This window comes from Curtobacterium pusillum (genome assembly GCF_013359865.1).
GTDB classification, from domain to species: Bacteria; Actinomycetota; Actinomycetes; order Actinomycetales; family Microbacteriaceae; genus Curtobacterium; species Curtobacterium pusillum.
Genome location: NZ_JABMCE010000076.1, coordinates 37,291 through 49,241, shown reverse-complemented (window position 1 = coordinate 49,241; position 11,951 = coordinate 37,291). Strand labels below are relative to the sequence as shown.

At 72.5% G+C, this 11,951-nt stretch carries 12 protein-coding genes; 5 read left to right on the top strand and 7 right to left on the bottom strand.

The window, feature by feature from the left end:
* Nucleotides 1-59 precede the first annotated feature (59 nt).
* Nucleotides 60-1,247: a MalY/PatB family protein gene (locus HP507_RS09785; RefSeq protein WP_175351599.1), complete on the top strand. Its 1,188-nt coding sequence runs from the start codon at nucleotides 60-62 to the stop codon at nucleotides 1,245-1,247.
* Between the two features lie 9 nt (nucleotides 1,248-1,256).
* On the opposite strand, the gene nagB is transcribed toward HP507_RS09785, so the two are convergent.
* Nucleotides 1,257-2,042: a glucosamine-6-phosphate deaminase gene (gene nagB / locus HP507_RS09780; RefSeq protein ID WP_175351598.1), complete on the bottom strand. Its 786-nt coding sequence runs from the start codon at nucleotides 2,040-2,042 to the stop codon at nucleotides 1,257-1,259.
* Between the two features lie 61 nt (nucleotides 2,043-2,103).
* On the opposite strand from nagB, the gene HP507_RS09775 reads away from it, so the two are divergent.
* Nucleotides 2,104-2,583, top strand: coding sequence for an NUDIX hydrolase (locus tag HP507_RS09775; protein ID WP_175351597.1), 480 nt, complete (start codon nucleotides 2,104-2,106; stop codon nucleotides 2,581-2,583).
* 298 nt (nucleotides 2,584-2,881) lie between these two features.
* Here HP507_RS09775 and HP507_RS09770 read toward each other — a convergent pair whose 3' ends face one another.
* The 4 genes from HP507_RS09770 to HP507_RS09755 all read right to left on the bottom strand — a co-directional run bounded on the left by HP507_RS09770 (nucleotide 2,882) and on the right by HP507_RS09755 (nucleotide 7,015).
* Nucleotides 2,882-3,952: an ABC transporter ATP-binding protein gene (locus tag HP507_RS09770; protein ID WP_175351596.1), complete on the bottom strand. Its 1,071-nt coding sequence runs from the start codon at nucleotides 3,950-3,952 to the stop codon at nucleotides 2,882-2,884.
* Nucleotides 3,949-4,782, bottom strand: coding sequence for an ABC transporter permease (locus HP507_RS09765; RefSeq protein ID WP_271207315.1), 834 nt, complete (start codon nucleotides 4,780-4,782; stop codon nucleotides 3,949-3,951). The genes HP507_RS09770 and HP507_RS09765 overlap by 4 nt, the downstream gene beginning before the upstream one ends.
* 92 nt (nucleotides 4,783-4,874) lie before the next feature.
* Nucleotides 4,875-5,864 carry an ABC transporter permease gene (locus HP507_RS09760; protein ID WP_175351594.1) on the bottom strand — a complete coding sequence of 330 codons (990 nt, stop codon included), beginning with the start codon at nucleotides 5,862-5,864 and terminating at the stop codon, nucleotides 4,875-4,877.
* A 5-nt stretch (nucleotides 5,865-5,869) separates the two neighbouring features.
* Complete coding sequence (locus HP507_RS09755; RefSeq protein WP_175351593.1) at nucleotides 5,870-7,015, bottom strand: ABC transporter substrate-binding protein; 1,146 nt, start codon at nucleotides 7,013-7,015, stop codon at nucleotides 5,870-5,872.
* A 181-nt stretch (nucleotides 7,016-7,196) separates the two neighbouring features.
* Here HP507_RS09755 and HP507_RS09750 point away from each other — a divergent pair, with 181 nt between their 5' ends.
* The 3 genes from HP507_RS09750 to HP507_RS09740 all read left to right on the top strand — a co-directional run bounded on the left by HP507_RS09750 (nucleotide 7,197) and on the right by HP507_RS09740 (nucleotide 10,320).
* Nucleotides 7,197-7,634 (top strand): YdeI/OmpD-associated family protein, encoded by a 438-nt coding sequence (locus HP507_RS09750; RefSeq protein WP_175351592.1) that lies wholly within the window; start codon nucleotides 7,197-7,199, stop codon nucleotides 7,632-7,634.
* A gap of 143 nt (nucleotides 7,635-7,777) precedes the next feature.
* Entirely contained in the window at nucleotides 7,778-9,076 is a 1,299-nt protein-coding gene (locus HP507_RS09745) for an FAD-dependent oxidoreductase (protein WP_175351591.1), read from the top strand.
* Nucleotides 9,073-10,320: an alpha-hydroxy acid oxidase gene (locus HP507_RS09740; protein WP_175351590.1), complete on the top strand. Its 1,248-nt coding sequence runs from the start codon at nucleotides 9,073-9,075 to the stop codon at nucleotides 10,318-10,320. Before HP507_RS09745 ends, HP507_RS09740 begins: the two co-directional genes overlap by 4 nt.
* On the opposite strand, the gene HP507_RS09735 is transcribed toward HP507_RS09740, so the two are convergent.
* Together HP507_RS09735 and HP507_RS09730 are read right to left on the bottom strand one after the other, a co-directional pair.
* Nucleotides 10,260-11,168, bottom strand: a complete 909-nt coding sequence (locus HP507_RS09735; protein WP_175351589.1) for an NAD(P)H-hydrate dehydratase — start codon at nucleotides 11,166-11,168, stop codon at nucleotides 10,260-10,262. The genes HP507_RS09740 and HP507_RS09735 overlap by 61 nt on opposite strands.
* Nucleotides 11,116-11,865 carry a histidine phosphatase family protein gene (locus HP507_RS09730; protein ID WP_175351588.1) on the bottom strand — a complete coding sequence of 250 codons (750 nt, stop codon included), beginning with the start codon at nucleotides 11,863-11,865 and terminating at the stop codon, nucleotides 11,116-11,118. The genes HP507_RS09735 and HP507_RS09730 overlap by 53 nt, the downstream gene beginning before the upstream one ends.
* Nucleotides 11,866-11,951: the final 86 nt, after the last annotated feature.

The following is an 11,951-nucleotide window of genomic DNA, read 5'->3' as shown; positions in this document are numbered from 1 at the left end:
GGACGCCCGATCCGAGCAGCCCCTCGGCGACCGTCGGTCGTCGCTGCCAGGATGGCCCCATGAGCGTCATGGTCTCCCTCTTCGATGCACACCGCACCCGCACCAGCGAGAAGTACACGACCTACCCTCCCGAAGTACTGCCGATGTTCGTCGCCGAGATGGACAGCATGCTCGCCGAACCCGTGCGGGACGCCCTCGTCGCCGCGGTCACCAACGGCGACACCGGGTACGTCGGACACGGGCGGGCTCTGCCCGAGGCGTTCGCCGACTTCGCCGAGAGCCGGTGGTCGTGGCACGTCGACCCCGACCTCGTCCGGACCACCACGGACGTCTCGGTGGCCGCGGTGGAGATCCTCCGCCGGGTGATCGAGCCGGGTGACCAGGTCGTCATCATGCCGCCCGTGTACCCGCCGTTCTGGGAGTACGTGGCCGAGGCCGGCGGCTCCGTCACCGAGGTGCCGCTGCTCGCACCCTCGGGCGAGCCGGACCCGTTCGACACGACGGCCGGGTGGCGGATGGACCTCGAAGGGCTCGCTCGGGCGTTCGCGGACGGCGCCCGCACCGTGCTCCTCTGCAACCCGCACAACCCGCTCGGGCTGGTGCACGCCCGTGACGAGCTCGCCGCCTTGGCCCGGCTGGCCGCGGAGTGGGACGCCGTGGTCGTGTCGGACGAGATCCACGCCCCGCTCGTGCACGCGGACGCGACGTTCACCCCGTTCCTCGACTCCTGTCCCGAGGCAGCCGGGCTGGGGGTGGCGCTGACGAGCGCGAGCAAGGCGTGGAACCTCGCGGGCACCAAGTGCGCGCTGATGATCGGCGCGTCGGACCGCGCGCGGCAGTGGTTCGACGGGATGCCCCGTGAGGTCGTCGAGCGCACCGGCATCCTCGGCTACACGGCGAGCGTCGCCGCGTTCAGCGAGGGCGGACCGTGGCTCGCGTCGCTGCTGACCGAGCTCGCGGCGAACCGACGCACCCTGGCGGAACGGCTCGGCGACGTGCTGCCCGGCGTGGGGTACCGGCAGCCGCAGGCCTCGTACCTGGCGTGGCTCGACCTGCGGGCGCTGCCGTGGGGCGATGACCCCGCGACGCTGCTCGTCGACGAGGCGAAGGTCGCGCTCGGCAGCGGGCCGGACTTCGGACGCCAGGGCGTCGGCTTCGCGCGGCTCAACTTCGGGTGCTCGGCGGAGACCCTCGACGAGGGACTCAGCCGCCTGCGCACGGCGTACGAGCGGTGCGCGGACGGCTGAACCCGGGCGTCACTCGAACCGCTGCCACTCCGGCTTGTTCGCGTACGTGTACCGGTAGTAGTCGGCGAGCTGCAGGCCTGCCGCGGCTTCCTCGTCGACGACGACGGTCGCGTGCTGGTGCAGCTGCAGTGCGGAGCCGGGGACGAAGGAGCTCAGCGGCCCTTCGACCGCGGCCGCGACGGCGTCGGCCTTCGTCGACCCCTGCGCCACGAGCACGAGCTCACGGGCGTCGAGGATCGTGCCGAGGCCCTGTGTCATGCAGTGCGTCGGCACCTGCTCGAGGGAGTCGAAGAACCGGGCGTTCGCCTCCCGCGTGGACGGCGCGAGGGTCTTGATGCGCGTGCGGGACGCGAACGAGGACGTCGGCTCGTTGAACCCGATGTGGCCGTTGGCGCCGATGCCGAGGATCTGCACGTCCACGCCGCCGGCGGCACGGATCGCGGCGTCGTACTCCTTGGCGGCGAACTCCAGGTCGGACGCACGACCGTCCGGCACCCGCACCCGCGACGGGTCGAACCCGAGCGGCGCGGTGACGTCGCGCGCGATGACGCTCGCGTACGACTCGGGGTGTTCGAGCGGGATCCCGACGTACTCGTCGAGGGCGAACGCGCGGGCCTCGGCGAACGAGATCTCCCCGGCGTCGACGCGACGCTTCAGGTCGGCGTAGATGCCCTGCGGGCTGGACCCGGTGGCGACACCGATGACGGCGGACGGCTTCTTCGCGACGACGGAGGCGATCTTGGCCGCGGCGACGCGACCGACCTCAGCCGGCGTGGACAGGATGATGATCTCCACGGGGCCAGCCTACTGGTCATGACCAGTCTGTGACAGGGCGGCTTGTCGGTAGCGTGGCGGCATGCCCACGCCTGACTTCGTCCTGTCGCTCCGCTCGAAGATCGGGACGGACCCGCTCTGGCTGACCGGGGTCACGGCCGTCGTCACCCGCGGCGAGGGTGCGGGGCGCGAGCTGCTCGTCGTGCGCCGGGCCGACAACCACGTGTTCACCCCGGTGACCGGCATCGTCGACCCCGGCGAGGAGCCCGCGGTCGCCGCCGAGCGCGAGGTCCTCGAGGAGGCGGACGTCGTCGCCGTCGCCGAACGCCTGGCGTGGGTGCAGGTCCTGCCGGAGATGACGTACCCGAACGGCGACCGGGCGCAGTACCTCGACCTCGTGTTCGTGTGCCGGTACGTGTCCGGGGAACCGTTCCCGGCCGACGGCGAGAACACCGAGGCGTTCTGGGCTCCGCTCGACGCCCTCCCCGAGATGCCCGCGAACATGCTCGCCCGCATCGAGGCTGCTCTCTCCGACGAGCCCGCGGCGCGCTTCCAGCGCTGACGCCCGCCGCCCGTCCGCGAAAGCGACAGACACCCGGCGCACGCGAGCGGCACCCTGTCGCTCTCGCGGGACGGACCGCACGGACCGGCGGCACCCTGTCGCTCTCGCGGGACGGACGGACTGGAGGCACGGTGCCAGGCCGCACCGCGCCTCCAGTCCGGCGCCTTCTCGCGAAAGCGACAGGTTCCTGCCGGACGCGGGCGGGAATGTGTCGCGTTGGCGGGAGGGACCGCTCGGCTGGGCCGGAGACCGTCGCTTTCGCAGAGGGGACCGAGGGAGGCGGGCACCCGCCCGGCCGCTACGCGAGGGGCGCGACCGCCACCGGTGCGCCGAGCAGGCGCACCGCGACCGCGTCGCCGGCCGCGCGGCGGTCGCCGACCTCGTGCTGGACGGTCACGACGGTGTCGTCGTCGAGCCGGACGGTGGTGCGCCGGATCGAGCCGAGGAAGCTCGAGGCGACGACCGTGCCGGTGACACCCTCGGCCGCGAAGGCGACGTCCTCGGGGCGCACGTACGCGAGCACCGGGCCGTCCTGCGCTCCGGCGTCGATGGCCGGCACGCGGAACCCGTACACGAACACGTCGCCGCCGCGCAGGTCGCCTCGGAGCCGGTTCGACTGGCCGACGAAGTCCGCGGTGAACGCCGAGGACGGGGAACGGTAGAGCTCCTCGGGGGTGCCGATCTGCTCGATGTCGCCGGCGTTCATCACCGCGATGCGGTCGGAGACGGCGAGCGCCTCCTCCTGGTCGTGGGTGACGAACACGGTGGTGATGCCGAGGTCGCTCTGGATGCGGCGGATCTCGTCGCGCAGGGAGACGCGCACCTTGGCGTCGAGCGCGGAGAGCGGTTCGTCGAGCAGGAGCACCCGGGGACGGGTGACGAGGGCGCGGGCGAGGGCGACGCGCTGCTGCTGGCCTCCCGAGAGCTGGTGCGGGTACCGGTCGGCGAACTCGGCGAGGTGCACCATGTCGAGCGCGTCGATCACCCGCTCGCGACGTGACGCTGCCGGGACGCGGCGCATCTCGAGGCCGAACGCGACGTTCTGCCGGACGGTCATGTGCGGGAACAGCGAGTACTGCTGGAACACCATGCCGATGTCCCGCTTGTCGACGGGGGTGCTCGCGACGTCGGCGCCGTCGATGCGGATCGATCCGGAGTCGATGCCCTCGAGGCCCGCGAGCGCGCGGAGGGCCGTGGTCTTCCCGCAGCCGGACGGACCGAGCAACGACACGAACTCGCCGGGTTCGACGCGGAGCGACAGGCCGGCGAGGGCTCGGTGGGCGCCGTAGTGCTTCTCGACGGCCTCGAGCTCGACGGTCGCGCCGGCTGTGGCGAGCGACGCCGGTGCGGCAGGGGCGGTGACGGTCATGCGGACTCCTTCCGGCGGCGCCGCTGACGGGCACCGGTGCCGGACCGACGGGTCCCGATCCGGCCGATGACGACGAGCAGCAGGAACCCGAACACCAGGGCGCCGAGCGAGAAGATCGCGGCGACGTACGGGTCGGTCTGCTGCACGAGCACGAGCGCGGTCTGGAACGTCGTGCGGGACAGGAACGAGGCGAGGGTGTACTCGCCGAGGACGACCGTGATGGTGAGGAAGCACGCGGCCGTGATGCCGCGGCGGAGGTTCGGCAGGAGCACCCGCCACGTCACCGCCCACCACGAGGCACCGAGCGACCGTGCGGCCTCGGACAGGACGGTCAGGTCCGTCGCGGTGATGGCCGCTGCGATCGGGCGGAACGCGAAGGGCAGCGCGACGACGCCGATCGCGAAGGACAGCGTCCACGCTCCCGAGCCGAACACCTGGGCGACGACCTGGTACACGGGGATGAACCCGACGACGAGCACCACGACCGGCACGGTGATCGGCACGATGCAGACGAACTCGAGGACTCGGCGCAGGCGCGGGTAGCGGAGCGCGGTGACGATCTGCGCCGGCAGGAGCACGAGCAGCACGATCGCCACCGTGATCACCGCGATGAGGAGCGAGGCGCCGAGGCCGTCGAACACCGGCTGGTAGGTCGAGGCGTTGATCGGGTCCGTGATCGCGGAGTAGTGCGCGAACGTCAGGCCGCCGTCCGTCCCCTGGCGGAAGGTGAACTGCGCGAGGGCGACGAGCGGGACGGCGAACACGAGGCCGATCACGATCAGCACGATCGCGGCGGTGACCCGTGACGGGGCCGCGCCGAAGCGGGGCACGCGAGTCGCGCCTCCAGGCCGACCCGACGGACGGGACCGACGCGACGGACGGGACCGACCCGAGCGACGCGACGTGCCGGACGTGGCCGCGCTCATCGTTGCCACCTCGCTGCTCGACGCTGCAGGAGCGAGTACGCCCCCATCACGACCGCCATCACGACGACCATGCCGAAGGCGAGCACCCCGGCCACGTTCTGCAGCCCGATGATCGTCTCGCTGGTGAGCTGCGTGCGGATCGTGAGCGGCACGATGCCGCCCTGCGAGATGAGCGCCGCGGCGGTCGCGAACGACGAGAAGCCGTTCGCGAACAGCAAGAGCAGCGATCCCCAGAACGCCGGCGCGAGCACGGGCAGGCCGATGCGGCGCCAGTACGTGACGCGGGAGGCGCCGAGCGTGGCGGCCGCCTCGCCCCACTGCGCCTTGACGCCCTCGAGCGCCGGCATGAACGTCAGCACCATCAGGGGCACCTGGAAGTACACGTAGGGGACGACGAGTCCGGGCACCGTGTAGAGGAACGCGCCGTTCGCGTTGAGGTCGACGTGGAACGCCGACACCAGCCACGTGGTGACGACCCCCTGAGCACCGATCGTCGCGATGAACGCGAAGGCGAGCATGACGCCGCCGAACTGGGCGAGGACGCTCGCGGCCGAGTCGATCATCGACCGCACGAGCCCGTCGGGGCGGAGTGCGGCGAGCGCCCAGCAGACGATCGCCCCGATGACCGCGCCGATCACGGCGGAGACGGCGGACAGCGCGAAGGAGCCGCCGAAGGCCCGCAGCACGGACGGGTCCGCGAACGCGGCGAGGTTCGCGAAGGTGACGTGTCCGGCGGCGTCGAAGAACCCGCTGCCGACGGCGATCGCGGCGGGGACGGCGAGGAAGAGCACGACGTACGCCGCGAAGGGGGTGAGGCCGAGCCACGCGATGCCGCCGCGGCGCCGGACAGGGGGTCCGGCGACGCGGCGGGCGGTGACATCGGCGGGGGCCGGCGCGACGCTGGTGGCGGCGGCCCCGGCCGTGGCGGGAGCGGGGGTCGCGCCCGGCGCGAACGCGCTCCCACCCGGTGCCGATGCGCTGGTCATGCCGCTCAGGACCCCATCGTCGAGGCCCACTTCGCCGACAGCACCTTGGCCGCCGCGGTGGCCTGCTCGTCCGTCAGCTCCACGTAGTCCTTCGGCGCGCCACCGGCTGCGTCGAGGGCGTCCTGGTCGACCTTGCCCGACTTCTCGAGCGCGGCGAGCGTGGAGGGGAAGGCACCGGCCTGGAGGTACAGGTTCTGCACGTCGGGGCTGGCGATGTACTCCTGCCAGAGGCGAGCGGCCGCGGGGTGCGGTGCGTCCTTGCTGATCGCCTGGGAGTAGTACGAGCCGAGGGCCTGGCCCTCCGGGACGACCGTCTTCCAGTTCTTGTTGCCGGAGGCACCGGCGGCCGGGCCCCACGCGAGGTTGTTGTACGACCACTGGATGACCACCGGGGTCTCACCCGAGGCGACGGTCGCCTGCGTCGGCAGCACGTTCTGGAAGTTGCCGGCCTGCTTGAGCTTGCCGAAGTAGGTCACCCCGGCGGTGATGTCGTCCGCCGAGCCGCCGTTCTCGAGTGCGGCGAGGTACACCGCGGACGCGGCCTGGTTCGCCTGGGTGGGGTCGCCCGAGATCGAGACCTTGCCCTTGTACTCGGAGCCGAGCAGGTCGTTCAGGTCCTTCGGCGCGTCCGTGATCTTCGACGAGTCGTAGCCGATCGACATGAGGCCGGTGTAGTCGCGCGTCCAGGCGCCCTTCCCGTCCTTGAGGTTCGCCGGGATGTCGTCCCAGTTCGCGACCTTGTAGTCGGTGAGGAGGTCGAGGTTCTGCTGCAGGACCGCGTTGCCGAGGTCGAGCACGTCCGGGGCGGTCGACTGGCCCTTCTGGGACTTCACCGCGGCGACCTCGTCGGCGCTCGAGCCGTTCGGGTTCGCGGAGTTGATCGTGATGCCGTACTTCTTCGTGAAGCCGTCGATGATCTTGCCGTAGTTCGCCCACGACGGCGGCAGTGCGATGACGTTGAGCTGTCCCTCCGCCTTCGCTGCCTTGACGAGGGCGTCCAGGCCGCCCGCCGACTCGGCGCTGGTCGCGGTCTTCCAGTCGGCGTCGGAGCTGCCCGACGTGCTGGCGGAGCTGGTCGCCGAGCATCCGGCGAGGGTGACGATCGCGGCGGCGGCGAGGGCGATGCCGGCCAGGGTGCGCTTGTGCTGCACGGGGTGTGCCTTTCGGGTGCTTCGGGGCGGTCCCGGGGTCCGGGTTCTGGATGATCGTGGCCCTGGCCGGTTTCCGACCCGTGCTGCGGTGGTGAACGGTGGCGGAACAGCGGGTGCGCCTGTAGGTTTCGCGTGTCAGCGCGCGTCGCGCTGCGCTTCGGTTCACGGCCTGGAGGCACGGATGCGGTTCACGACGACGGTCCTGCAAGCGAGGAAGACGGCCACCGGACTGCCCGTCCCGCAGTCCGTGATCGACGCGCTCGGCTCCGGGAAGCGCCCCGCGGTGATCGTCACCATCAACGGCGGCTACACCTACCGCTCCACCGTCGGCGTCATGAACGAGCAGTTCCTCGTCCCGCTCTCGGCGGAGCACCGTTCGGCGGCGGGCATCGCGGCCGGGGACTCGGTCGAGGTCACGATCGAGGTGGACGCCCAGCCGCGGAGCGTCGACGTGCCGGACGACCTGGCGACGGCGCTGCACGAGGCGGGGATGCGGGCAGCGTTCGACACGCTGTCGAACTCGCGGCAGCGCGCGATCGTCGACCCGGTCGTGCAGGCGAAGGCCCCGGAGACCCGGCAGCGGCGCATCGACAGGGCCGTGGAGTCCCTGCGCCGGTAGGCCGCGTGGGATGCGGCGTTCTCGGTACCGGCCGGACGGACGAACCGGGCATCACCGGGAGTCCGGTGACCGTTTGCCCCGGATTGCCTGATCGGCCCCTCCCCCCGCGACCCGATCCACCGGTCCGCCTCGATATGTGAGGCATGACCCATCGCCTTCCCATCGCTGTGCTCGGCGCCGGAGCCGCCGGCTGCGCCACCGCTCTCGCCCTCGCCCACGCCGGCCACGACGTCACGCTGATCGACCGACGCGGTCTGCTCGAAGGGACGAGCAACGGCACACCGGCCCGGCTCGGCCTCGGCTTCCACTACGCAGACCGCGCCACCGCGCTCCTCCTGCTCGAGCACACCGTCGACTTCGTCACCCGCCTCCCCGGGAGCACGCTGGCGGATCGACCAGGCGCCCCGGATTCGGTCCGGCACGCCCGGTACTTCATCGCACGGGACTCGCTCTTCACACCCGACGAGCTCCGCGGCACCCACCGGGCACTTGCGGCGAGGTACGCCGAGCTCTGGCAGGAGCACGAGGGCCGGCTCCCCTACGGCGAACCCGAGCAGTTCCTCCGCGAACTCGCTCCGGAGGAGTACGAGCACGACACGGCGACCGCGCGGGTCGTCGCGGGCTTCGACACCCGCGAGGTCCTCATGGACTGGCCGCACGTCCGCCGAGCACTGCTCGACGCCGTCACCGCGGAGCCCCGCGTCCGGGTCGTCACCGGTGCCGAGGTCGTCGGCGTCGACCGCCACGCTCCCTTCCGTTCGGTGGTCCGCATCGAGGACGCCGCCGGTCGGGCGGCGCAGCTCGGGGCATCGCTCGTGGTCAACTGCACCTGGGAGAACATCGACCGTCTCACGGCGAGTGCTGGGCTCCCGGTCAACGCCGAGGCCGTGAACCGGCTGAAGGCGCTGCTGGAGCTGCGCCTGCCCGCCTCGCTCGTGGACCTGCCGTCGACGTTCTTCTGCATCGGACCGTTCGCGATGTTCTCGAACATGGGCGACGGCCGGGGCATGGTCACGTACGCGCCGGACACGAACGTGCGCGCGTACCCGGCGGGCGACGGCGTGGCCGAGATCATGCGTGCACTCGACGGCCAGACGTCGCGGAAGGCGGATGACGAGCTCGCCGCGCGTATCCTCGCGGGAGTCGCGTCGTTCATCCCGGGAATGGCCGGCGCCGAGCCGCTGGCGCTCCGGTACGGCGTGGTCCGCACGCACGGCTCCTCCGCGCTCGACGACCGCGGCAGCGACATCCACCGACGCGACTACAGCGGCGTCCGGGTGGAGGCACCGGACCTGATCACGAACGCGGCCACGAAGCTCATCTACTTCCTGCGCAACGCGGACGACGTGACCACGCGGGTCGCCGAGGTCCTGCCGCCGCCGACGGACCGTGCGCGTCCCGGGGACTGGGTCACGCCCGTGGCCGCCGGAGCGCGACGATGATCGTCGGTCCCAGGGGCGGCGATCCGGCCCTGCGGCGCACGCCGAGCATCGACGGGCTCCGCGAGCTCGCGCGGCGGCGTACGCCCCGCGCGGTGTTCGACTTCGCCGACGGGGCGGCCGAACGCGAGTCGAGCGCACGCCGGGCCGTGGCCGCGTTCGACGAGCTGGACTTCGTCGCACGCGCCTTCCAGGACGTCTCGGTCGTCGATCCGACCGCGGAGGTCCTCGGCTCCCGCGCGGCGGCACCCTTCGGGATCGCGCCGATCGGGTTCACCCGTCTGGTGCACCCCGCGGGTGAGATCGCCGGCGCACGAGCGGCGGCGAGCGCGGGGGTGCCGTTCACCCTGTCGGCGATGGGCACCACGACGATCGACGGACTGCGGGAAGCGGTACCGGATGCCCGACTGTGGATGCAGCTCTACCTGCACCGTGACCGCAGCCGGATGCGTGCGGTGCTCGACCGCGCCGCTGCCGCCGAGTACGAGGCGCTCGTCGTCACGATCGATGCGCCGACCGCCGGCGCCAGGTACCGCGACACGGCGAACCGTCTCGCCGTGCCGCTGCGCCTCGACGCCCGCCGGGCGCCGTCCGCGCTCCGCCATCCCCGGTGGTGGCTGGCACACCTCCGGGACGAACCGCTGCGCTTCGCCTCGGTCGACCGGGCTGAGGGATCGATGGCGGAGGTGTTCGCGTCCGTCTTCGACCCCGCCATGACGCTCCACGACCTCGCCTGGGTCCGCGAGCACTGGGCCGGGCGGCTCGTGGTGAAGGGCGTCCAGCGGCCGCGCGATGCGGTCGCCGCCGTCGAGGTGGGCGCCGACGCGGTCACGCTCTCCGTACACGGCGGCCGGCAACTCGACCGCGCGATCGCGCCGCTGCACGTGCTTCCCGAGACCGTGCAGGCGGTCGCCGGTCGCGCGGAGGTCCACATCGACTCGGGCATCCGATCCGGGGCGGACATCGTCGCGGCGGTCGCCCTCGGAGCCGATTGCACGCTCGTCGGCCGCGCCTACCTGTACGGGCTCATGGCGGGCGGGCAGGCGGGGGCCGATCGATCCATCGCCATCCTGTACGAGGAGATCGAGCGCACGATGCGGCTGCTCGGCGTGTGCTCGCTCACCGAGCTGCGCGAGTCCCATGCCGTCCGGACCCGGGCCGCCGGCCGTGCCTCCGCGCTCGCGAGTCAGGCGCCGAGTTCGACCAGCACTCGTGGGATCTCCGTCACGAGCTCACTCGCCAGGTAGCCGAGCGGGCCGACCTGCACCGCCAGCCGGTCCCCCGCGGCCGCGTGCACGTACGACGCCCACGCCGCTGCCTGGGCCGGCTCGGCCCCGCGCGCGAGCAGCCCGACGATCGCGCCGGAGAGCACGTCGCCGCTGCCGCTCGTGCCGAGCCCGCCGGTCCCCGTGCCCTTGGCCCACGCGCGGCCGTCCGAGGTCGCGATCGTGTCCCCGAGGGCGACCACGGCGCCGAACCGTTCGGCGATCGCCAGCGCGTCGGCCACGTCATCGTCGAGCGGGCGGCCGAGCAACCGCTCCGCCTCGCCACTGTTCGGCGTCATCACGAGCCGTCCGCGCAGGGGCCGCAGTTCGGCTCGCACGTCGGCGACGACCCCGAGCGCGAAGGCGTCGAGCACGACGAGCGTGTCCGGTCCGACGGCACCCGCGATCCTGGCAACGAGGTCGCGGGTGCCGTCCGGTTCGTCGAGACCCGGTCCGAGCAGCACGGCGTCGGCTCTGGCGAGGTCGTCGACGATCCCCTCGATCGCCCCGAGGGCGACGTGACCGTCGGCGTCCTCGTCGAGGGGTTCGACGCCGGACTCCGGGACGGCGACCGCGACTTCGTGCGCGACGCTCCGCGCGACCGCCAGGGTGAGGCGTCCCGCTCCGACCCGGAGTGCGGCGAGCGCCGAGAGCATCGTGGCCCCGGGCGTCCGGGCGGCGCCGCCGATGACGAGCACCTGGCCGCGACCGTACTTGCTGCCGCCCACCTCCGGCAGCGCCCACTCGCGCAGCAGGTTCGGGGTGACGGGGATCGGTTCAGCCGGCACGGACGTCGTCCTTCCGGCCGCTGTGCTCGGTGACCTCGGCATCCGGGTCCTCGGCGAGGTGCTGGACGGCGGAGAACTCCTCGAGGGTCCACGGCGCTCCCGGGCGGTCGCGCCGGAGTCGCGTCAACGAGGCGTTGGCCACCGTGTGCGTCGCGGCGAAGTCCATGAGGGCGGGTTCGTCGAGGTCGAGGCACACCGCGACGGTCAGCATGACGACGGCGTCGTGCGCGGCGATCAGCAGGCGTTCCGGGCCCTCGAGCCGGTCGAGGTCGACGAGCAGTGACCGCAACCGGAGCTTCACGTCCACCCAGGACTCCCCGCCGGCCGGCCGGTGGTAGTACTTGCCGAGCCACTGCCGGCGGCGTTCCTCATCGGGGTAGCGGTTCCGCACGCCGGCGCGTGTCAGCAGGTCGAGCACGCCGAGCTCCCGGTCACGGAGCCGTTCGTCCACCCGCTTCGGTGGTTCCGCGAGTCCACCCGCGGCGAGCGCGATGCCGATGGTCTGCTGCGCGCGCAGGTACGGCGACACCCAGAGCGCGACCGGGACGTCGTCGACCCCGCGCTCGGCGAGTTCGGCACCGAGCGCGCGGGACTGTTCCTCGCCGAGCGCGCTCAGCGGGACGTCGGCGTCGCGGTGGTCGACCTCGATGACGTCGGCGCCGGCGGCCTCGGCACGCGCTGCGGCGACGTTGGCGGTGGACTCCCCGTGTCGGACGAGCCAGATGTCGGTGACTGCCATGCCACCACGTTAGGCCGCGGCGCCTCAGGCGCTGACCAGGATGGCGCTCGACGGCGGGCGCACAGGACGCGGCAGCCCCCGAGCCC

Bases quoted from the DNA above. Each gene is read 5' to 3' on its own strand.
- HP507_RS09785 (WP_175351599.1), top strand. From the start codon at position 60: ATGAGCGTCATGGTCTCCCTCTTCGATGCACACCGCACCCGCACCAGC.
- HP507_RS09775 (WP_175351597.1), top strand. From the start codon at position 2,104: ATGCCCACGCCTGACTTCGTCCTGTCGCTCCGCTCGAAGATCGGGACG.
- HP507_RS09770 (WP_175351596.1), bottom strand. From the start codon at position 3,952: ATGACCGTCACCGCCCCTGCCGCACCGGCGTCGCTCGCCACAGCCGGC.
- HP507_RS09760 (WP_175351594.1), bottom strand. From the start codon at position 5,864: ATGACCAGCGCATCGGCACCGGGTGGGAGCGCGTTCGCGCCGGGCGCG.
- HP507_RS09750 (WP_175351592.1), top strand. From the start codon at position 7,197: ATGCGGTTCACGACGACGGTCCTGCAAGCGAGGAAGACGGCCACCGGA.
- HP507_RS09745 (WP_175351591.1), top strand. From the start codon at position 7,778: ATGACCCATCGCCTTCCCATCGCTGTGCTCGGCGCCGGAGCCGCCGGC.
- HP507_RS09740 (WP_175351590.1), top strand. From the start codon at position 9,073: ATGATCGTCGGTCCCAGGGGCGGCGATCCGGCCCTGCGGCGCACGCCG.
- HP507_RS09735 (WP_175351589.1), bottom strand. From the start codon at position 11,168: ATGCCGAGGTCACCGAGCACAGCGGCCGGAAGGACGACGTCCGTGCCG.
- HP507_RS09730 (WP_175351588.1), bottom strand. From the start codon at position 11,865: ATGGCAGTCACCGACATCTGGCTCGTCCGACACGGGGAGTCCACCGCC.